Below are 21,761 nucleotides of genomic sequence, written 5' to 3' on the forward strand. Positions count from 1 at the left end.
ATGAGCAAGCAACAGATCAGGGATATTATCGAAAATCGTGTCCGGGACGACGGCATGGTCGAATCCGGCATTTCCGGGGTGAAACTCTTTCGCGCGACCGAGGCGATACCCTGCGCCCCTGTAGTTTATGAGCCTTGTGTCATAGCCATTGTCAGCGGGTCCAAAGAGGCCGCACTGGACGGCAGGCGGCTCATCTATGACGATAGCCGCTATCTGTGTTGTCCGATGTCGATGCCGGTGGAGGCAGGGACCCCCCGTGCAACGCCGGACAATCCGCTTTATGGCGCCTATATCTCGCTCGATCCGCGGATGATGACCGAGCTGGCGGTGGAAATGGAGAATGCAGAACCTGTCAGGCCAGCGGCAACCGGCGGGCGGGAGGCGCCGGCGATCGGGCTGGCAAGATGGGATGACGACTTTATGGGTTCGCTGCTGCGGCTCCTGCAGCTGGGGCATAGCGAAGTGGACATTGCCGTGCTTGGAAAGTCCCGTTTGCGCGAGCTATATTTCGCTGTGCTGAAAGGCGAAGCCGGATATTCTGCAAGGCAAGCGTTCGGCGTCGGCAACGCCATCGCGCGTTCGATCGCGCATGTCTCTTCCCAGCTCAGCGAACCAATATCCGTCGAGGATCTGGCAACCCGTGCCGGCATGAGTCGCGCGGTATTCCATCGCAAGTTCAAGTCCGCGACGACCATGTCTCCCGTCCAGTTCGTGAAATCGATGCGCCTCAACAATGCTGCGTTGAAAATTGCGGCCGGCATGCCGGTCAGCCAGGCAGCAATGGAGGTTGGGTATGTCAGTTCGTCTCAGTTCAGCCGGGAATTCAAGCGCTTGTACGGCGAATCGCCGCGGCAATGGAGTGAAGGGGAAATTGCTCTCGCAAAAGCAATTTGACGATTTCCCCGCCTTTCCGGACGGAAACCGGATGACCGGAGGGACCGGCTGGCCAGGATACCGCTTCAGTTACCGACGGTCTGGTTGATCATTGCCCGAAACCGACATCCTGCGCTCGTCTCACCGCCTCTTTTGCGGCAGCCAGCAATGCGCCGGCCTTGGCCCGGCATTCGGCCAGTTCATAGTCCGGATCGCTGTCCGCGACGATCCCGGCGCCCGCCTGCACGTGCAGCGTGCCGTCTTTCACAATCCCGGTGCGCAGGACGATACAGCTGTCCATGCTGCCATCGGGCGAGAAATAGCCGACGCCGCCGGCATAGGCGCCGCGGGTTTCGGGTTCGAGTTCGGCGATGATCTGGCAGGCGCGGACTTTCGGTGCGCCGCTGACCGTGCCGGCGGGGAAGCCGGCGAACAGGGCGTCGAGCGCATCCTTGTCCGGGGCCAGTTCGCCAACGACGTTGGAGACGATATGCATGACATGGCTGTAAAATTCGACCGTATAGCTGTCGGTGACCTCGACGCTGTGCGCGCTCGCTACCCGGCCGACATCGTTGCGACCGAGATCGAGCAGCATCAGGTGTTCGGCTCTTTCCTTCGGATCGGCCAGCAGGCTTTCCCGGTTTGCCTTGTCTTCGGCAGCATTGGCACCGCGCGGACGGGTGCCGGCAATCGGGCGAATGGTTACTTCGCCATCGCGCGCGCGGACCAGGATTTCCGGGCTGGAACCGGTGAGGGCAAAGCCGGGCAGGTCGAGAAAGAACAGGAAGGGCGAGGGGTTGATTCGGCGTAATGCGCGATAGAGTTCAATGGGTGGCAGCGTGAATGGCGTGGTGAACCGCTGCGCCAGCACCACCTGAAAGATATCACCGGCCTCGATATAATCTTTGGCGCGTAACACCATCTCGCCATATTTTTCGGCCGGGACCTGGGGGATGAATTCCGGTTCGCCGGGATTGAGCCCCGCCTTCGGAGTGCCAGACAAGCGTCCTTCGGCAAGTTCGGGAGGAACGGGTCTGGAGAGGCCCCGCTGAGCTTCATCCAGCCGGTTTTCCGCCGCGATGATTTTTGCATCGCCATTCCCGTCGGTCTCCGGCCACACCGGTGCCACCAGAAACAGCTCGTCGGCCAGCCGGTCGAAAATCAGGATCACGGTCGGCCGGACGAACAGCATGTCGGGGAGGTATAGCTCGGACTGCGGCGCGCGGGGGAGCTTCTCGACCAGACCGATGGTTTCATAGCCGAAATAGCCGACCAGACAGGCGAGGGCACGCGGCAATTCTTCCGGCACGTCCATCCGGCAGGCCTTTACCAGAGTGCGCAGGGCGGAGAGACTGTCGCCGCTTTCCGGAGCAAAAGCTTCGCGGTCCTGCAGCCATATCGGATTGATAGCGGCTTGCTCGCCATCGGCACGAAACACCAGATCGGGGGCGAGGCCAATCATGCTATGACGCCCTCGGGTCTCGCCGCCTTCCACCGATTCCAGCAGATAATCGCCGCGGCCTTCTTCCATCAGCTTCAGGGCGGCGGACACCGGCGTCTCGGTGTCTGCCACCTGTCGCCGCCAGATCAGCGCCGGCTTGCCGTTATCCAGCGCCGCGCGCGCCGCGTCCGTTCCGAAACTGCCCGTCATCCAGGGTCAGTTTCCGCCGAGCAGCTGCTGTTTCAGCGCGGTCAGCGTATCCTCGTTGCGCTCGACGCCGACATCCGCCTTCATCGCGTTGATAAATTGCGCGGTATATTCGTTACCGAACACCTGTTTGAACTGGGCCCTCGTCGCAGTCAGCAAATCTTCCCGTTTCGAGGCATCACCGCGATTAAGCTTGTCGAGCACGACCACATACCATCCCTGGTCGCGCGGTGCTGCCAGCGATTTCGCAGTGCCCTGCGCCATGCTGAACATCAGGCTGAGCGGCGCGGGGACCTGTCCCTGCTGGCTCTGCCGGGCAAGTTCGGCCCGGGTGGCGCTGATCTTCTGGACATTGGGCAATTTTACTCCGGCATCCGCAACCGCTTTCGACAGGGATGTGCCGCTGCTGACCGCCTTGGCGATCTTGTCCGCAACCGCCTTTGCCTTTTTCGCACCCTGATCCAGCATATAGTCGCGGGTTACGAGTTGCTCGATCTGTGCCAGCGGTGGCGGGGCGGATTCAGTGATTTCCGAAACATCGATGGCAGCATATTTCTCGCCGGGAACGATTTCGACAATCTGCGGATCGCTGTCTTCATCGACGGCGAAGGCCACCGGCAAAATCCGCTGCATCTCGGGGATTGGCTTGTAATTCTGGTCATTGGGATTTTGACCATTGGCGAGGAGCGGCGGCGTGGATTCGATCTTGAGTTCTTCCGCCTTGGCAATATCGCCCAGCGTTGCACCGTCGGCAAATTCGTCTTCCAGACGGACGGTCAATTCCGCGATCGCTTCTTCGATCTTCTCGCGCGTCAGTTCGGTGACGATTTCAGCGCGGACCTGATCCAGCGAGCGAGCCGGGATTTGCTTGATATTCCGAACCTTGACGATGTGCCAGCCGAGCGCGCTTTGCGCCGGCCCGGCAATCGCACCTGAGCTGGCCGAAAAGGCGGCATTGGCTACGGCTTGCGACGCGCTTTCGGCAAAGTCGGCCTTGTTGACCGGTCCCACAGACGACGCAGAAAGGCCAACCGACTGGGCGGCCTGCTCGATCGTGGTGCCAGCCTTGATCTTGTCGGCAAGTGCCTTGGCAGCGGCCTCGGTTGGCAGGATGACCTGATCCAGAGTGCGGGTCTCGCTGGCCGAATAGCGGGCGTTGTTCAGCTTGTAATAGCCGGCGATTTCCTTTTCGCTCGGCTTGATCTTGTCATTGAACCGCGATTTTTCAAACAGTGCATAGCGGATCGTCCGCCGTTCGGGGATGGTGTAACGGGACGCGTTCTTGGCATAAAAGGCTTCGACGGCGGCCTTCGCCGGTTTGCTGTTTTCGATGAAGGCAACCGAAGGGACGGTTGCGATCTGCCCTTCACGCGATTCCAGCAGCAATGAGGCATAAGGCGTGACAAGCTTTTGCGGTACCGCCGCGCCGAAACCGGCTGTGGTCAACAGCTGGTCGGCCATCAGGTTGCGGGTAAAATCGTCACGCAACTGGGTTTCGTTAATGCCCTGCTGCTGCAGGGCGCGGCGGAAATTTTCCTCGCTGAACTGGCCGTCGGCACCCTGGAAAGTGGGGATGCCGGCGATCTCTCCATCGACCAGACGCTTGCCTGCGGCCATGCCATATTTGGAGCCAAAATCGGCAATGGCGAAGCTGTTGATCAGCCGTTCGAGAACATCGTCAAAACCGCCACCATTGATGAAGGTCTTGAGGTCCAGACCGGTATTCTCGCGCTGTTCGCCGCGGAAGGCATTGTTGACCGACTGGCCGAGTTCCGCGCTGGTTAACGCGCTGTCGCCAATCTTGGCGGCCGTACCCGATCCGGTCACTCCGCCGAATGTGCCGCTGCTCGACACGTCGGCCGTGGCAAAGGCAATGGCGATCAAACCGACGAAACAGAAGGTCAGAAAAAGGCCCAGTTTCGAAGAAAAAATACGGCGGAAAAAACTGATCATGAAGGAAATGTTCCATTGCGCGAGGTGGATTTGGGCCTGCTTTAGGCGGCTTGGCTTTGCGGTTCAAGCAAAAGACTGCGGAAGGAAATTGGCAAGCGGGAGGATATTTGTTAGCGGGCGCAGATTGGAAAAACGGAAAAGGCTAAGGGTATTATGGCAAACCGCAAATATATTGTCGGCAACTGGAAAATGAACGGGCTGCGCGCGCAGCTGTCGGATATCGCCGCGATTGCCGCGATTGCCGCCAATAATGAAGGCGCCGATGTCGGAATCTGTCCTCCTGCCACACTGATCGCCGCAGCGGCCGAGGCCAATCCCGGCTTTGCCATCGGTGCGCAGGATTGCCATTTTGCCGAAAGCGGCGCGCATACCGGATGTCTATCCGCTGCAATGCTCAAGGAAGCGGGCGCAACCTATTCGATTCTCGGCCACAGCGAGCGCCGCGCCGACCAGCAGGAAGGCGACGCCGAGGTGAAAGCCAAAGCCGAAGCGGTCCATGCGACCGACATGGGGGCGATTATCTGCGTCGGCGAGACCGAAGAGGAACGCGATGCCGGTCAAGCGATTGAAATCGTCACCATCCAGCTCGCCCGATCCTTTCCCTCTGGGGCCAGCGCCGACTGGCTGACCATCGCCTATGAACCGGTATGGGCAATCGGCACCGGCCGCGTCCCCGCCGCCAGCGATGTCGAGGAAATGCACGCCGCAATCCGGGTGAAGCTTGGAGAATTGATGGGGCAGGGCAGTGACGATGTGCGCATTCTCTACGGCGGTTCGATGAACGGCGGCAATGCGGCAGAATTGCTGGCGATTCCCAATGTCGATGGCGGGCTGGTTGGCGGTGCGAGCCTGACGGCAGCCAAATTCGGGCCGATTATCGAAGCGGCGGCGTCGAGCTGACAGGCACGCCGGACGCAAGGCAAATGTTGCGGCCGCGAGGGGACGGGCTGTCCAATGTGCCGGCCAGTGTGCCGGATCGGTAGTTTTTTCTTTCGCCTACGCTTTCCCGCAGCGTGCAAGTCCCCGCTTCTTTTGCCGGTATTTTGCAAGACTCTGGCGACGACAAGGGGAGTGGATCATTGCTTGAACTCCGGCGGGGCAATCGCTATGTGCGCTGCACGTCGGAGCGCATGCTCGTTAAATTAGTTCGGAAAACCCATGTTTCTTTTTGTCACCGTCCTTCAAGCCATTGTCGCCGCCATGCTGGTGGGCGTCATTTTGATGCAGAAATCCGAAGGCGGCGGATTAGGTGTGGGTGGCTCGCCATCGGGCATGATGTCGGCGCGCGGCGCGGCGGATTTGCTGACGCGAACGACGTCCATTCTGGCGGTATTATTTGTCGCATTGTCGATCACCCTTGCGGTTATGGCGGCTGCGGAAGGCAAGATTGAAACGATCGACCAGAGTCTGCAGCGCGATACGGCACCAATATCTGCACCGGCTGACGATGTGCCTCTGGTCGGTGACGATCCATTGGCCGCAGCGGCTGCCGCTGCGGCAGAAGAAGCGCCGGCGGACAGCCCCGACGGGGCCGTCCCGCTCGACCAATAAGACTTTCCAGCAGCATCTTCACTCCTGTTTTCGCGAAGATCGCGACCTTTGGTCGTGCGCGCGGAACATGGCCGCTCACCCAGCAAATGATGAACGCTGTCAAATAATATTTATTTCGCTTTTCCGGATTCGCGGGATTGCCATTTGGGCCTAACAGGCCTTAAGCCTCTCCTCCCATGGCGCGATATATTTTCATTACCGGCGGTGTGGTTTCCTCTCTTGGCAAAGGTCTGATGGCGGCGAGCCTCGGTGCTCTGTTGCAGGCTCGCGGATATTCCGTGCGAATCCGGAAACTTGACCCCTATCTCAACGTTGATCCGGGCACGATGTCGCCTTATCAGCACGGCGAAGTCTATGTTACCGACGACGGGGCGGAAACCGACCTTGATCTCGGCCATTACGAGCGCTTTACCGGCGTTCCGTCGCTGCAATCCGACAATGTGACTTCGGGCCGAATCTATCAGTCGATCATCACCAAGGAGCGACGTGGCGATTATCTCGGCGCAACCGTCCAGGTCATTCCGCATGTCACCGATGCGATCCAGGCCTTTGCCGAAGACAAGCTCGACGGTATCGACTTCGTCCTTTGCGAAATTGGCGGAACCGTGGGCGATATCGAAAGTCTGCCGTTTATCGAAGCGATTCGGCAGTTGCGCAACAAGGTCGGCCGGGACAATGCGATTTCGGTACATGTCACTCTCGTGCCCTATATTGCCGCAGCTGGTGAACTGAAAACAAAGCCAACCCAGCATAGCGTCCGGGAATTGACCTCGCTGGGCATCCAGCCGGACATCCTGCTCTGCCGTTGCGAACATCCGCTGCCCGATTCCGAACGGGCAAAAATCGCCCAGTTCTGCAACGTCCGCAAGGAATCCGTGATCCCGGCGTTGGATGCCAGCAATATCTATAATGTGCCGTTGCAATATCATCAGGAAGGTCTGGACAGAGAGGTGCTGCGCGCCTTCTCGATCGACGATGCGCCGGAACCGGACCTGTCGCGGTGGAATGACGTAATGGAGCGGATCGAGCATCCGGAAGGTGAAGTCATCGTCGGCGTGGTCGGCAAATATGTCGGCCTGCAGGATGCTTATAAATCGCTACAGGAAGCATTGTTTCACGGCGGTCTCGCCAATCGGGTTAAAGTGCAGGTCCGCTGGCTTGATGCGGAACTGTTTGAAAATGAAGAAGACCTTGCTTCCAAACTGGAGCCGCTTCACGCGATTCTGGTGCCCGGCGGTTTTGGCGAACGGGGCAGCGAGGGGAAGATCGGTTCGGTCAAATTCGCTCGCGAAAACGATATCCCGTTTTTCGGCATCTGTCTGGGCATGCAAATGGCGTGCGTCGAAGCGGCTCGCAATCTGGCCGGCATAGCCAGTGCATCGACCACCGAATTTGGCGAAACCGATGAACCGGTGGTCGGCCTGATCACCGAGTGGATGACCGAAGAAGGCCTGCAGAAGCGCGAGGCCGGCGGAGATCTGGGCGGTACCATGCGCCTGGGCGCCTATGACGCGGTGCTGCAGCAGGGATCGAAAATCAGCGAAATTTATGGCAGCCGCGAAATCAGCGAACGTCATCGCCATCGCTATGAGGTGAACAAGGGCTATGTCGAGCGGCTGCAACAAACCGGTCTGATGTTCTCAGGAATGTCACCCGATGGCGAGCTTCCCGAAACAGTCGAACGGCCCGATCACAGCTGGTTTGTCGGCGTACAGTTCCATCCGGAACTGAAGAGCAAGCCTTTTGATCCGCATCCGCTATTTGCTTCCTTCATAGCCGCAGCGTTGCAGCAAAGCCGTCTCGTTTAGGGACGCCAAGCTATAGTTTTGGCTAGATTCCGGTACATGTCGAATTTGTCCAATATATTTTACGAGATGTGACTATTGTCACAATTATGCGGCATAAAGAAGTTAGTGGAAACTTCGAATTAGGCCGGGGGCGGGTGCAGTGAAAGTCGAAGAATTAGCAGATCTTTTGGCTGAACACAGCCTATTTGCTGACTGCGACGACGCTGAGCTGGCTGACTTGATATTGCGTGGACATTTCGTGCAATATAAAAAAGGGGACGAATTGATCATGCAGGGGGATCCTGGCAACTCGCTTCTGATATTATTATCAGGTAATGCGCGCACCAGCATGATCGCCAGCAATGGTTATGAGGTTGTTCTTGACTATGCGGAAGCCGGGCAGGTTCTGGGCGAAATCGCACTGCTGGATGGTGGCGAGCGGACCGCCAGTGTTACCGCCATCGAACCAACGTCGGCGTTGTCGATAACGCGGGAAGCCTTTGAAGATATTTTGGCCAAGCACAAGAATATGGCCTTGCGCTTGCTCAAGGTCATGGCCAAGCGCATCCGTTCGGCCAACAGCATGATCGAAGGCGATCGTGCCTATACCTCGGGGCCGAGACTGGCGCGCTATCTTTTGAGGCTATCCGTGGCCGGGGCAGATGAAGGGCGTCTGAAGCTGGACCTGAGCCAGAGCGAGCTCGGCAATTTTGCCGGGATGTCGCGTGAACATATTAATCGTCAGCTGTCCGCCTGGTCGGAAAGCGGGATTGTGGCAGTGGAGAGCGGGAAGGTCCGGATTTTGGACCACGCGATGCTTTCCCATATTGCCGAAGCAGATTCTTGACGAAAATTGGCCTTTTGCGACCCGGGCTAATTATCGTCAAGAGTGACACCAAGCGGGTGTCAGGGGCAGTCGGATCCTCATCCGGCTGCCCCATTTCATTTCAGCTACGGTAAAAAAGGCAGCCAGATCGCTCCGGCTGCCCCTGATTCGCGAAGAAATGCGCTGCCTAGGCGGCTTTCTCTTCTTTCTTCTTTCGCTTGTCCGCGATCTTGGTGACATTGTCGCCCTTGTTGATCGCGATCGTCTGTGGCCGCATCGCTTCGGGGATTTCCCGGACGAGATCGATTTCGAGCAGCCCGTCGGCTAGCGCGGCATTTTCCACGCGGACGAAGTCGGCGAGTTCGAAACGCCGTTCGAAGTTGCGGTTGGCTATTCCCATGTGCAGGAACTGCTTGCCTTCCTGTTCGTCGGTCTTCTTGTTGCCGGCGACGAGCAGCAGATTCTGCTGGGCGGTAATTTCGATTTCATCATCCTTGAAACCGGCGACGGCCAGCGTGATCCGGTAATGATCTTCTCCGCTGCGTTCGATGTTGAACGGCGGGTAATTCTCGGATTGCTGCGCGCGGGCATTATTTTCAAGAAGGTCGAACAGCCGGTCAAAACCTACGGTTGAGCGGCGGTAGGGGGTAAAGTCTAAACGATTCATATCTATATCCTCTGCAATTGAGCAATGTAAATCTGGACCCGCAAATGCGGCATCCGGTTCGTTATTGTGGAACCCATATGGCGCCCCACATCAATAGAGATATGATCAACTTTCCCGATTTCAAGGGGAAGAAAAGACAGAAATACCAATGCTTTGGATAATTATATCTTGGATGTTTTCGCAGTGAAAAAAACGCCCGGATGCCGCTAAGCACCCGGGCGAAAATGGTGACGAACTAATTCGTCCCCTGTTTTCCCGTCCTATTCAACGCCGCTTGTCCCCCAACATTTGGCGGAACCGGAAGGGATCCCTGAACCATGACCCGTTTATCGAGATGTTTGATTCTGTAGGCATATCTGATCGACTGACTTAATTTTGTCATGACAAAATTGTTGGTTTTGGAAGATTGGTCGCCGCTTGTGGCATATTGGCAACAGCATATTTCGTGCCATGCCACTTGCTTGCCCCGACCTGCAACCGTAAAGGCAGGATATTCTGATCCAAGGAAGTCGTCGCAAGTCATGCTCCTATCCCGTTATGAATGGGTCATCGCAAAACGCTATCTGTTGCCAGGCAAGGGGGAGGGATTCATTTTCCTCGTCGCAAGCATCAGTCTGGTCGCGGTCATGCTTGGTGTAGCCGCACTGATCGTGGTGATGAGCGTGATGAACGGTTTCCGCGCCGAGCTGTTCGACAAGATTGTCGGTCTCAATGGCCACGCCGTCATCCAGGGTTATGGCGGCCGTCTTCCCGGTTGGCGCGACTTGCTCGAGGAAACCCGCGAGACCGAGGGGGTTATCTCGGCATCGCCTTTGATCGAGCAACCCTTGCTGACCACGTTCAACGGACGGGTCGAAGCCGTGCTGGTGCGTGGTATGCAGGTGCCGGACATTTTGAACAATGAGACGCTCGACGGAAAAACCATCTCCGGCGATCTGGCGCAGCTCGAGTCCGGATCGGGACGGGTCGGCATCGGCAGCCGGCTGGCGACCACGCTGGGTGCGCAGGTTGGAAGCCGGATCACCATCATCAATCCGCAAGGGCGCTCGACGCCGTTCGGGACGGTACCGCGCGAGATCGCCTATGACGTCGCCGCTATTTTTGAGGTCGGCGTCTATGATTATGACAAGGCGTTCGTGATCATGCCGATGGAAGATGCGCAGACCCTGCTGCTGCTCGGCGACCAGATCGGGATGATCGAAATCAAGACCAATGACGCCGACAATGTCGGCAAGATAATCGCGCCTCTCGTGCCCAAGGTGGCCGATCGCGGGGTGATTACCGACTGGCAGACAATGAATGCCTCGCTTTTCGAAACGCTGCAGGTTGAACGGGTGGTGATGTTCGTCATCCTCTCGATCATCATCCTGGTAGCGGTTTTCAACATATTGTCGTCGCTGATCATGCTGGTGCGCGCCAAGACGCGGGATATTGCGATCCTGCGCACGATGGGCGCCTCGCGTGCTTCCTTGGTTAGGATCTTCGTCACGGTGGGCACATCCATCGGAACGCTCGGCATCGCCGCCGGGATCATACTCGGCCTGATCGCAATCCATTTCCGGCAGAATGTTATCAATTTTGTCCAGATGATCACCGGCCAGAATCTGTGGGACCCGTCGATCCGCTTTCTGACCGAACTGCCGGCGCGAACCGATCCGATGGAGGTCGTGGGTATCGCCGGGCTGGCGCTGCTGTTCAGTTTCCTGGCGACGCTTTATCCCGCCTATAAGGCGGCCAGTACCGATCCCGTCCAGGTGCTTCGCTATGAGTGACAGAGAAAATGCAAAAACGGTGGAATTGCGAGATGTACGGCGCAGTTTCGTCCAGGGAGATGTCAGGATCGAGGTGCTCCGTGGCGTCAACCTCGACATCCACGCGAACGAAATTGTCGCGCTTCTCGGCCCGTCCGGTTCGGGCAAGTCGACATTGCTGCAAGCGGTGGGATTGCTCGAGGGCGGTTTTGAGGGCTCGATCAAGCTGAACGGTGAAGAAACCGCGCAACTGCCTTCCAGTGGTCATACGCGGATCCGCCGCGATCTTCTGGGTTTCGTATACCAGTTCCACCATTTGCTACCCGATTTTAGCGCGCTGGAAAATGTGGTGATGCCACAGCTTATTGCCGGGACGAGTCAGAAAGAAGCCGAGGCCAGAGCCGAAACATTGCTGTGTAGCCTGGGACTGGGTGCGCGGCTGGATCATAATCCGAGCAAATTGTCCGGTGGCGAGCAACAAAGAGTGGCCGTTGCCCGCGCCCTCGCGACTTCGCCAAAACTGGTGCTGGCCGACGAGCCGACCGGCAATCTGGACGAAGCGACCGCCGATCTGGTTCTCTCCGAGTTTATTGCGTTGGTGCGGCAGGAAGGCAGCGCCGCCCTGATTGCCACTCATAACGAGCGGCTGGCGGCCAAAATGGATCGGGTTGTGCGGCTGCATGAAGGTGTTTTATCCTAGGCTTTTCGGCTCGAATCGAGATTGGCTTTGACTTTTCTCCTGCGAGTATCAATCTGTGGGGCAGGGAAAATCTAGAAACAAACATTGCGGGGCGCATATGAAGGTTACGGAATTTCAGGTGAAGCAGGCGGATGGTTCGATGGAGGACCTGTCTGCGCACAAGGGCAAGGTGCTGCTGATCGTCAACACCGCTTCGAAATGCGGGTTCACGCCGCAATATGAAGGGCTCGAAAAGCTGCATCGGGAATTTCATGACAAGGGCCTCGAAATACTGGCCTTTCCGTGCAACCAATTCGGCAATCAGGAACCGGGCGATGCCGACGAAATCAAGAATTTCTGTTCGCTGAACTATGATGTCAGCTTCCCGCTGATGGCCAAGATCGACGTCAACGGCAATGACGCCGACCCGCTGTGGAAATATCTGAAAGCGGAAAAATCCGGTCTGCTCGGCTCCCGGATCAAATGGAATTTCACCAAATTTCTCGTCGACCGCGAAGGCAATGTCGTCGCGCGCTACGGTCCCGCTGTAAAGCCCGACCAGCTGAAAAACGAGATTGAAGAGCTGTTGTAGCCAAGCTCTGTCCTTTGTCCCGGACGCAATCCAGCACCATTGCCGGCAAATATGCTGTGGACAAATGGTCGATAGTTTCTCCCGGTCTGATCGTCGCCATATGCAAGACCAGGATCGAGCGCTAGTCTGAGTATCATGGCCCAGACTCCCTTCGTCCCTCTTCGAACCTTTTCTGCCTATACTATTCTTGACGGAGCGATGGAGCCGGCCGTCATTGGTGCTGCGGCAAAAGAGCGCGGCTTTCCGGCCGTCGCCCTATGCGACCGGATCGGCCTTTTCGCTTCCATGGCGTTTGATGACGGCTGTCGCTCCCAGGGCGTGCAGCCGATCACCGGCTGCTTTCTCAGGATAGCGCGGCCCGGAGGGGCGGACCCGGCCAAAGTGGTGCTGGACTGGGTCGCGCTCTATGCCCAGGATGCCGAGGGCTATGAAAATCTCTGCAAGCTGGTTTCAGCCTCCCATCTCGACCGCCCCGGTGAACTCGATGCCCATGTTCCCATGGAAATGTTGCGCGACCATAATGCCGGACTGCTGGCCCTGACCGGGGGCGGGGAGGGCGCGCTAGCCCGTCTGATTGCCGAGGAGCAGCAACCGGAAGCCGAAGCCTATCTCTCCCTGTTGCAGCAATATTTCCCGGGACGGCTCTATATCGAATTGTCGCGCCGCGAGGACCCGGTCGAAATGGCCGCGGAGCAGGGCCTGATTGCGCTGGCGATGGACCGGGATATTCCGCTGGTGGCAACCAACCCGAGTTGTTTCTCCGAACCCGATTTCCACGAAGCCCATGACGCGATGAAATGTATCGCGCAGTCGGCCTATGTCGAAAATGACGAGCGCGAGAAGCCGTCCAAACATCTGTGGATGAAAAGCGCGCTGGTGATGGAGGAACTATTCTCCGACATACCCGAAGCGTTGCAGAACACCATTGTCATCGCCCAGCGATGCGCCTTTTCACCGCCCAAGCGGAACCCGATCCTGCCCAGTCTCGCTGGCGATCTGGATGGGGAGATCGAACAATTGCGCAAAGACGCCACCGCCGGCCTCGAAAGGCGGCTGGAGTTTGCCGGGGTGACGGACGAGGAGGAAAGGCAAGTCTATTTTGAACGTCTGGCTTTCGAGCTGGATGTGATCGTCAGCATGGGATTTCCCGGCTATTTCCTGATCGTTGCCGACTTTATCAAATGGGCCAAGGATCATGATATACCGGTGGGGCCGGGGCGTGGTTCGGGTGCCGGTTCGGTTGTCGCATGGGCATTGACCATTACCGATCTGGATCCGATCCAGCTTGGACTGCTGTTCGAACGTTTCCTCAATCCGGAACGTGTGTCGATGCCCGATTTCGACATCGATTTCTGCGAAACCCGGCGCGGTGAAGTCATTCGCTATGTGCAGGAAAAATACGGCGACCGGCAGGTTGCCCAGATTATCACTTTCGGAAAGCTCAAAGCGCGTGCCGTGTTGCGCGATGTCGGCCGGGTCCTGCAGATGCCTTACGGGCAGGTGGATCGGCTGACCAAGCTGGTACCCAATCATCCCACCGATCCCTGGGATCTGAAGCGGTCGCTCAACGGGATTACGGAACTGGCGCAGGAATATAAGCAGGCGGACGTGAAGCGGCTGTTCGATCTGGCCATGAAACTGGAAGGTTTGCCGCGCCACAGCTCTACCCATGCTGCAGGGGTGGTGATCGGCGATCGTCCGCTCGATCAGCTGGTGCCGCTGTATCGGGATCCGCGCTCGGATCTGCCGGTAACCCAGTTCGACATGAAATTTGTTGAAAAAGCCGGTCTGGTGAAATTCGACTTTCTGGGGCTGAAAACGCTCTCGGTGCTGAAGAAGGCGGTCGAACTGCTTGCTGAACGCGGCATAACGGTCGAGCTGGAAAACCTGAGCTGGGAAGACGACAAAGTTTTCGAGCTGCTCCAGCGCGGCGATACCGTCGGTGTGTTCCAGCTGGAATCCGAAGGCATGCGACGCACGCTTGCGGCCGTGAAGCCAACCAATTTCGGTGATATTATCGCGCTCGTTTCGCTCTACCGGCCGGGCCCGATGGACAATATACCGCTGTTCGGGGACCGCAAGAACGGACGCGTCGATATTGCTTATCCGCATCCCTTGCTCGAAGAAATTCTCAAGGAAACCTACGGGATTTTTGTCTATCAGGAACAGGTGATGCAGGCCGCGCAGATCATCGCCGGCTATTCGCTTGGCGAAGCAGATTTGCTGCGTCGGGCCATGGGCAAGAAGATCCAGGCGGAAATGGATGTCCAGCGCAAGCGGTTCGTGACGGGGGCCGCGGAAAACGGTCTGAACAGTGATCAGGCCAACGAACTGTTCGACTTGATCGACAAATTTGCCGGCTATGGCTTCAACAAGAGCCACGCGGCGGCCTATGCGCTGCTCGCCTATCAGACGGCCTGGCTAAAGGCGCATCACCCGCATGAATTTTACGCCGCTTCGATGTGCTTCGATATGCATCAGTCGGAAAAGCTCAGTATTTTTGTCGACGACATGAAGCGGCTGGGAGTCACCGTGCTGCAGCCGGCAATCAACAAAAGCCGGCCAAATTTCTCGGTCGAGGAGCAGCCGGAATCCGGACTCGCCGTGCGCTATGCGCTGGCCGGTCTGAAGAATGTCGGCGAGAAGGCAATGCACGCGCTGGTCACCGAACGCGCCGAGTCCGGTCCGTTTTTGTCGATAGAGGATTTTGCCAACCGGATTGATCCGCATGGTCTCAACAAGCGCCAGCTGGAAAGCCTGGCTTCGGCTGGTGCCTTTGATGATCTGGAGCCTAATCGCGCGGCGGTCCATGATGGTGCGGACATGATCCTTTCGGTGGCCAGCAGTGCGACCGATGCGCGTGAAAGCGGACAGGGCGGCCTTTTTGGGGAGGGTAGTGCCGGGGGGGACATGCAGGCGATCCGATTGCCGGAGGGGAGCAACTGGTCGCTCAACGAGATCATGTCCCGGGAGCGCGATGCTTTCGGTTTCTATTTTTCCTCGCACCCGGTTTCCCAGTTTCAGGCGGTTTCCTCTTCGCTTGGCGCCATGACCTATGCGGCCCTGTGCAGCGGGGAACCGATCGGCGAAGGCATACGCAAACCGGCGGTGATGTCCGCTCTCATCGAAAAGGTGCGCTGGCGGGACAGCCGCAGGGGCAAGAGATTCGCGCTCGCCGACCTGTCGGACAGCAGCGGCCAGTTTTCCGCCAGTTGCTTTGACGAAGACCAGTGCAAGATTCTGGAGGAACTCTCGCAGGAAGGGCGCTGTGCCCTGCTCAAGGTTGAACTGGATCAGCAGTCGGAAGATGAAAATCCGCGGGTTGCGATCCGGACGGTGCAACCGCTGGACGGTCTGGAGAAGACCACCCGCACCCGGATGGAGCTGGAAATCCTCGATATTGCCGGTTTGCACGAGTTGACCAATCTGGTGGCGCCGCTGCTTGGCGGCCAGAGCGAAATAGTGGCAATCATGGCTGGTCCCGACGATGATCTTGTCAAAGTCTGCCTCGGACGATCCTTCCGCCTCGACGCTGAAACGGTGGAGATGCTGGAGCGGGTTGAAGGCCTGGCCAACGTCCGCTTGGGGCCGGCGCGACCGATGCGGGTGGCGAAACCCAAATTAAGGCTTGTCAGCTAGCCTGAAACATACCAGAAACCGGCCAAATACAACTAGTCTGGAGAGATAATATGGCCGGTGCGATGCAAGCGAGCGCGCTCAAGATTACCAATTTGATAGATCACGCCGCCAGAGAACATGGTGATCGCGAGATTGTCAGCTACTGGGCCGACGGAAGTATCAGCCGCAGCAACTGGGCCGAAATAGGGCTCGAATCCCGCAAATTCTCTCAGGCGCTGCAACGGCTCGGCATGAACAGGGGCGACCGGATCGCGACCATCGCGATGAACCATGCGCATCATCTGATCAGCTGGTACGGCTCGGCCGGTATTGGCGGCATTCTCCACACGGTCAATCCGCGCCTGTTCGAGGAGCAACTGGTCTATATCATCAACCATGCCGAAGACCGCGTGCTCTTGTTCGACAAGATGTTCGCTCCCATTGTCGAAATGCTCAAGCCGCAGCTGAAAACGGTTGAGCATTATATCCAGTTCGATGGCGAGAAAGGCGACTATCCGACCTTTCGCGAGCTTGTCGACGCGGAAGATGGCGATTTCGAATGGGTCGATGTCGATGAAAATGATCCTTGCGGCCTTTGCTACACCAGCGGCACGACGGGGAACCCGAAGGGTGTGCTGTACGAGCATCGCTCGAACGTCATTCACGCGATCACCGAGGTGCAGCCGGATGTGATGGATCTGGCGACCCGCTCGGTAATGTTGCCGGTGGTCCCGATGTTTCATGCCAATGCCTGGGGCTTGCCCTTTGCCTGTGCTGCGGTTGGCGCGAAAATGGTCATGTCGGCCAGCAATGAAGCGCATGTCCTGTGGAAGCTGATCCGGGACGAGGGTGTGACCCATAGCGCGGGCGTGCCGACCGTCTGGCTGTCAATGTTTGCCGATATGGATGAAAATGGTGGCGATTACGGCAAATTGGCGGTTGTCGTGATCGGCGGCTCTGCTTGCCCGCGCTCGATGATCGAACGGCTGATGAAGAACGGCATCCGCGTCGCCCATGCCTGGGGCATGACCGAGACTTCTCCGATCGGGACGGCCGGTTCGCTTCCCGCCAACTGGGACGAGCTGAGCTTTGACGAGCAGGTAGATGTTATCTGTAAACAGGGCAGGCCGCCATTCGGCGTCGAACTGCGGGTGATCGACGAGGAGGGCAATGTCGCCCCGCGCGATGGCAAGACCAGCGGGACGCTTGAAATCCGGGGCCCCTGGATTATCCAGCGCTATTATCGTGCGGATGAGGATGCGGTCGCGGATGACGGCTGGTTCGATACCGGCGATGTCGCGGTGCTGCATGCCGACGGTACGATGCAGATTACCGACCGGGCCAAGGATGTGATCAAGTCGGGCGGCGAATGGATCAGCTCGATCGAGCTGGAAAATGCCGCTGTCGGCTGTCCGGGCGTTGCCGAAGCGGCGGCGGTTGGTGTCTACCATCCGAAATGGGACGAGCGGCCGCTGCTGCTGGTCGTGCGCAAACCCGGCAGCGATGTGTCGGAAGCTGATATGATCGAATATCTCGGCGACAAGGTCGCGAAATGGTGGTTGCCGGACGAAGTGAAATTCGTCGACGAATTGCAGCACACCGCAACCGGGAAAATCCTCAAGCGCTCGCTGCGGGACGAATATAAAGATTATCAGCTGAAGAGCCTCTTGGACGCCTAGAACAGTTCCATCTGGCTGCCCTGGATCACCGGACGCCGGAAAAGATCGGTTCTGAGTTTGAGATTCGCCTTGCCGATTCCCGCCTTGCGCGACGCGATGCCTATGCGGGTGCGGATCAGGTCGGCCCATGGTCCCTGGCCGCGCATGCGGCTGTGGAAGCCGGGATCGTTGCGCTTGCCGCCGCGGATTTGCCGGACGATGCTCATCACCTTGGCCTTGCGTTCCGGATAATGGTTTTCCAGCCATTGTTCGAATAGCGGCGCCACTTCGTGCGGCAACCGCATGGGAATGAACGAGATGCTCTTGGCGCCACAATCCGCCGCCGCCGCGACAATCGCTTCAATCTCGTGATCGGTGATCCCCGGAATGACCGGCGCGATATTGACATGCGCATATATGCCGGCGTCGCTGAGCGCCCGCACGGCATCCAGCCGCCGCGCGGGAGCGGGCGCTCTGGGTTCCAGCAGGCGCGCCGTCTGCGGATCGAGCGAGGTAACGGAAATCGCCACCGCCGTAAGCTGCTGCACCGCAAGCTGAGCCAGCAAGTCGAAATCCTCGACCACGCGACTGGATTTGGTCGTGATTACCACCGGGTGAAGCGTTTCCAGCATGACCTCCAAGATCTGCCGCGTGATCCGGTAACGTTTTTCAATAGGCTGGTAGGGATCGGTGTTGGTGCCGATGGCGAGGCTGGCCGGCCGGTAGGCGGGTTTGGCCAATGTCCGGCGCAGCAGATCGGCGGCATTGGGCTTGGCGAACAGCCGGCTTTCGAAATCAAGGCCGGGAGACAGGTCGTGATAGGCATGGGTCGGTCGGGCATAGCAATAGACACAGCCATGTTCGCAGCCGCGATAGGCATTGATCGAGCGGTCGAAGGGCAGGTCCGGTGACTGATTGTACGTAATGATCGATTTGGGAAATTCGGTGGTGACGTCGGTCCGCAGTGGTGCAGGGCTGTCGCCGATCCATTCCCGTTCGTCCAGCCAGTCACCGTCGATCTCGCGGTCCTGCAGATTGAACCGCTGTGAAACCCCGTTGCTTGGTGCACCTCTGCCCTTGCGGGCCAGGTAAAATTCCTTGTGCTTGTCGACCATCGCGTCTTCATACTATGAGAACATAGTAAGAACAAATAAATTTAATCGCTATCTTTCAAGCAGTCTGGGAATCAACTCGACAAAATTGCAGGGCCGGTGACGGCTGTCCAGCTGGGTGTCCAAGATGCCGTCCCAGCCGTCTTTGACCGCGCCGTTTGAGCCGGGCAGCGCAAAAATGTAGGTTCCGCGCGCAACCACGGCGCAAGCGCGGGACTGCACCGTTGAAGTGCCGATTTGAGCGATGCTGAGATAGCGGAACAATTCACCAAAACCCGGTATATCCTTGTCCTTGACCGCATCCAGAGCCTCCGGCGTAATGTCGCGTCCGGTCAGGCCTGTGCCACCGGTGGTAATGATGACATCGACCTCTTCATCGTCAATCCACTGGTGAAGCTGTGCCACCAGCACGGATTTATCGTCTCTCAGCAGATTCCGGTAGAGCAGCACATGGCCCTTGCTTTCGATCCGTCCAGCCAAGATGTCGCCCGACGTGTCTTCTTTCAGCGAGCGTGTATCGGACACGGTCAGCAATGCGATATTGATCGGTTTGAAGGTCCGGCTTTCGTCGATTGGCATGGCTGCTCTCCGCTTTGGTAAGACGCCCAGAATAACTTAGTCTGCGGCGCATTTCCAAGTCATAAAGAATAGGGGTTTTCGTGGGTTAACTATCCGTCTAATCGGATTAGTCAATGTCCAACGTCCCTGATCTCACGGCTGTCATACTGGGCCTCATACTTGCGGCCTGGCTGGGCGTGGCTGCCTGGGCCATCTGGACCGGTCTGGCAATGAAGGCCAAGGCGGAATCCACCCTCCGGCAATCCGGCAGGCTCGGACGATTGCTGGAAACATCACCGGCGCTGCCGCTGCTCGTCCGTTCCGACGGCAAGCTGGAGGCCTCGCAAAGGCTGATGCTCTGGCTCGGTTTCGATCATCTGCCGGCCCATATTTCGGAATTGTCCGAGGAGAGTCGGGGGATGGTCCGGGAGGATCTCGACGCGCTGATGCAGGATGTCAATCTCGCCCAGAAAACCGGAAGCAGTTTCGTCCGCGCGATCAATGTGCGGGGGTCGGACAAGGCGTTGCTGATCCGTGGCGGGCTGGCGGACCAGAAAATCGCGCCCAATGGGAGTGCCCTGCTTTGGATTTTCGACGCGACCGACAGCGAGGGCGAGATCGCCAAGCTACGCGAGGAGAATGCGGCGGCACGGGCGGCGTTTGATGCGCTTTCCGCCCTGATCGAGGCGGCTCCGGTGCCGATGTGGCACCGCTCGCCCGACCTGCGCCTGACACTGGTCAACAGCGCCTATGTTGCCGCCGTCGATGCCGAGAATGGCGAGCAGGTCATTGCCAATGGGGTCGAACTGGTCGAACCGGTCGACGGTTTCAGTCCCGTCGATGCCGCGGCCCGGGCGCGGGACAGGGGCGAACCGCTTGAACGGGTCGTTGCGACAACCGTTGGCGGCGAACGGCGGATGACCCAGGTGGTCGATGTGCCGCTCGGCAAATCGGGGATCGCCGGCTATGCGATCGACATCCAGGATCTGGAAGATGCGCGCCGGGAACAGCGGCGTTTCGGGGAATCGCAGCGCGATATGCTTGACCGTATATCCGCCGGTGTGGCCCAGTTTGGCGCGGACAAATCGCTGAAATTCTGTAATCTTCCGTTCCAGCGCATTTTCTCCATGCGCCAGCAATGGATCGCGGAACGGCCCGAATTTCCGCGCGTACTGGATCGCATGCGGGAGATGAACCGCATTCCCGAAGTCCGTGATTTTCCGGAATGGCGCGAGGAACGGACCGGCTGGTTCCAGTCCGCCAGGGCGATGGAAGAGAATTGGCTGCTGGCCGACGGAACCCATTTGCGGGTGCTGGCCAATCCGACGCCGGACGGCGGGCTGCTGGTCATTTTCGAAGACCGCACCGAACAGGTCCAGCTGGCGAGCGCCCGCGACACATTGCTCAGGGTGCGGACCGCGACCTTCGACAATCTGTTCGAGTCGCTTGCGGTGTTCGCTGCCGATGGAAAATTGAACATCTGGAACCACCAGTTTGCCAGCAACTGGGGACTGGCGGAAACCGATCTCGGGAAACATCCGCGTGTGGATTCGCTGATGCAGAAAATGGCAGGCCAGTTGAAGCAGCCGGCGCGAATTTCGGAAGTGCGCGAAATGGTGCGGAGCGCTACCACCGAACGTCAGCAAAAGGGTGGGCGGCTCAACTTCGCCGATGGCCGCCGGTTTGAATTTGCCGCGATCCCCTTGCCCGATGGCAACGCACTGTTCACCATGCTGGACATATCGGACAGCTACCGGATCGAGCAGGCGCTGCGTGAACGCAACGAAGCGCTGGTCGAAGCCGACTCGATCAAGGGTCGTTTCCTGTCCAACATGAGCTATGAGTTTCGGACCCCGCTTACTTCTATCGGCGGTTTTGCCGAGCTTCTGGACCAGGGCATTGCCGGGCCGCTGACTGACCAGGGGCACGATTATGTGCGGGCGATCCTGCAGTCGGTCAAACGGCTTGGCAACCAGATCGAAAATGTTCTCGACCTCAGCCAGAGCGAGGCCGGCGCGTTGCCAATCGCCAAGGAGAAGGTCAATCTGAAAAAGATGATAGAGGATATTGCCGGTCATTTTGCCGATGATGCTTCCGCCAAGGCGATCGGCGTGGAACTGCAGCTGGACGAAACGCTCGGTTCGGCAATGGCCGACAAGAAGCGCCTGACACAGGCCATTTCGCAGATCGTCGACAATGCGATCAAATATACTGATGACGGTGGCAGATTGCTCATCCACGGATCGGGAAATGTGAAGCAAGCAATGATCCATATATCCGACAATGGTCCCGGGATGACCGCCGGCGAGCAGTCCAAGGTGTTTGACAGTTTTGCCCGTTCACGGGATCAGAAGGCCGGACAGAAATCCGGCGGCCTTGGCCTGCCTCTCGCGCGGCAGCTGGTCCGTGCCCATGGCGGCGATCTGTCACTCACATCCGAACCGGGGCAGGGCACGCTGGTCACCCTGCAATTGCCGCGGCATTGATA

Annotated in this window: 16 protein-coding genes; 11 read left to right on the forward strand and 5 right to left on the reverse strand. The window is 58.3% G+C overall.

The genetic code is table 11. The annotated features are described in order from the left end of the window. Positions 1 to 894, forward strand: a complete 894-nt coding sequence (locus BOSE62_RS03150; RefSeq protein WP_159641995.1) for an AraC family transcriptional regulator — start codon at positions 1 to 3, stop codon at positions 892 to 894. An 88-nt stretch (positions 895 to 982) separates the two neighbouring features. On the opposite strand, the gene trpE is transcribed toward BOSE62_RS03150, so the two are convergent. Further along, complete coding sequence (gene trpE / locus BOSE62_RS03155) at positions 983 to 2,524, reverse strand: anthranilate synthase component I (RefSeq protein WP_159641997.1); 1,542 nt, start codon at positions 2,522 to 2,524, stop codon at positions 983 to 985. A gap of 6 nt (positions 2,525 to 2,530) precedes the next feature. After that, positions 2,531 to 4,474, reverse strand: a complete 1,944-nt coding sequence (locus BOSE62_RS03160) for a peptidylprolyl isomerase (protein ID WP_159641999.1) — start codon at positions 4,472 to 4,474, stop codon at positions 2,531 to 2,533. A gap of 153 nt (positions 4,475 to 4,627) precedes the next feature. Here BOSE62_RS03160 and tpiA point away from each other — a divergent pair, with 153 nt between their 5' ends. The 4 genes from tpiA (at position 4,628) to BOSE62_RS03180 (ending at position 8,659) form a co-directional block, all read left to right on the forward strand. Next, positions 4,628 to 5,374: a triose-phosphate isomerase gene (gene tpiA / locus BOSE62_RS03165; RefSeq protein WP_159642001.1), complete on the forward strand. Its 747-nt coding sequence runs from the start codon at positions 4,628 to 4,630 to the stop codon at positions 5,372 to 5,374. A gap of 258 nt (positions 5,375 to 5,632) precedes the next feature. Then, a complete protein-coding gene (gene secG / locus BOSE62_RS03170; protein WP_159642003.1) occupies positions 5,633 to 6,025 on the forward strand; it encodes a preprotein translocase subunit SecG in 393 nt (130 codons plus the stop codon). A gap of 176 nt (positions 6,026 to 6,201) precedes the next feature. Continuing rightward, the gene (locus tag BOSE62_RS03175; protein WP_159642005.1) at positions 6,202 to 7,833 is read left to right on the forward strand and encodes a CTP synthase; all 1,632 of its coding nucleotides are present in this window, start codon (positions 6,202 to 6,204) and stop codon (positions 7,831 to 7,833) included. Positions 7,834 to 7,972: 139 nt separating this feature from the next. Continuing rightward, the gene (locus BOSE62_RS03180; RefSeq protein ID WP_159642007.1) at positions 7,973 to 8,659 is read left to right on the forward strand and encodes a Crp/Fnr family transcriptional regulator; all 687 of its coding nucleotides are present in this window, start codon (positions 7,973 to 7,975) and stop codon (positions 8,657 to 8,659) included. 166 nt (positions 8,660 to 8,825) lie between these two features. Here BOSE62_RS03180 and BOSE62_RS03185 read toward each other — a convergent pair whose 3' ends face one another. Beyond that, complete coding sequence (locus BOSE62_RS03185; protein ID WP_159642009.1) at positions 8,826 to 9,305, reverse strand: Hsp20 family protein; 480 nt, start codon at positions 9,303 to 9,305, stop codon at positions 8,826 to 8,828. A gap of 521 nt (positions 9,306 to 9,826) precedes the next feature. Between BOSE62_RS03185 and BOSE62_RS03190 the strand changes: the two genes are divergently transcribed. The 5 genes from BOSE62_RS03190 to BOSE62_RS03210 all read left to right on the forward strand — a co-directional run bounded on the left by BOSE62_RS03190 (position 9,827) and on the right by BOSE62_RS03210 (position 17,624). After that, positions 9,827 to 11,077 (forward strand): lipoprotein-releasing ABC transporter permease subunit, encoded by a 1,251-nt coding sequence (locus BOSE62_RS03190; protein WP_159642011.1) that lies wholly within the window; start codon positions 9,827 to 9,829, stop codon positions 11,075 to 11,077. Further along, complete coding sequence (locus BOSE62_RS03195) at positions 11,070 to 11,756, forward strand: ABC transporter ATP-binding protein (RefSeq protein ID WP_159642013.1); 687 nt, start codon at positions 11,070 to 11,072, stop codon at positions 11,754 to 11,756. The genes BOSE62_RS03190 and BOSE62_RS03195 overlap by 8 nt, the downstream gene beginning before the upstream one ends. Before the next feature lie 97 nt (positions 11,757 to 11,853). Continuing rightward, positions 11,854 to 12,327 carry a glutathione peroxidase gene (locus tag BOSE62_RS03200; protein WP_159642015.1) on the forward strand — a complete coding sequence of 158 codons (474 nt, stop codon included), beginning with the start codon at positions 11,854 to 11,856 and terminating at the stop codon, positions 12,325 to 12,327. 135 nt (positions 12,328 to 12,462) lie between these two features. Further along, on the forward strand, positions 12,463 to 15,966 hold the full coding sequence (gene dnaE, locus BOSE62_RS03205) for a DNA polymerase III subunit alpha (RefSeq protein WP_159642017.1): 3,504 nt from the start codon (positions 12,463 to 12,465) through the stop codon (positions 15,964 to 15,966). 50 nt (positions 15,967 to 16,016) lie between these two features. After that, the gene (locus BOSE62_RS03210; RefSeq protein WP_159642019.1) at positions 16,017 to 17,624 is read left to right on the forward strand and encodes a long-chain fatty acid--CoA ligase; all 1,608 of its coding nucleotides are present in this window, start codon (positions 16,017 to 16,019) and stop codon (positions 17,622 to 17,624) included. Here BOSE62_RS03210 and BOSE62_RS03215 read toward each other — a convergent pair. Together BOSE62_RS03215 and moaB are read right to left on the reverse strand one after the other, a co-directional pair. Further along, positions 17,621 to 18,718 (reverse strand): PA0069 family radical SAM protein, encoded by a 1,098-nt coding sequence (locus BOSE62_RS03215; RefSeq protein ID WP_159642021.1) that lies wholly within the window; start codon positions 18,716 to 18,718, stop codon positions 17,621 to 17,623. The genes BOSE62_RS03210 and BOSE62_RS03215 overlap by 4 nt on opposite strands. 48 nt (positions 18,719 to 18,766) lie before the next feature. Further along, positions 18,767 to 19,294, reverse strand: a complete 528-nt coding sequence (moaB, locus tag BOSE62_RS03220; RefSeq protein ID WP_159642023.1) for a molybdenum cofactor biosynthesis protein B — start codon at positions 19,292 to 19,294, stop codon at positions 18,767 to 18,769. A gap of 113 nt (positions 19,295 to 19,407) precedes the next feature. Between moaB and BOSE62_RS03225 the strand changes: the two genes are divergently transcribed. After that, positions 19,408 to 21,759 carry a sensor histidine kinase gene (locus BOSE62_RS03225; protein ID WP_159642025.1) on the forward strand — a complete coding sequence of 784 codons (2,352 nt, stop codon included), beginning with the start codon at positions 19,408 to 19,410 and terminating at the stop codon, positions 21,757 to 21,759. Positions 21,760 to 21,761 lie beyond the last annotated feature (2 nt).

The organism is Sphingorhabdus sp. 109 (genome assembly GCF_902506555.1).
Lineage (GTDB): Bacteria > Pseudomonadota > Alphaproteobacteria > Sphingomonadales > Sphingomonadaceae > Parasphingorhabdus.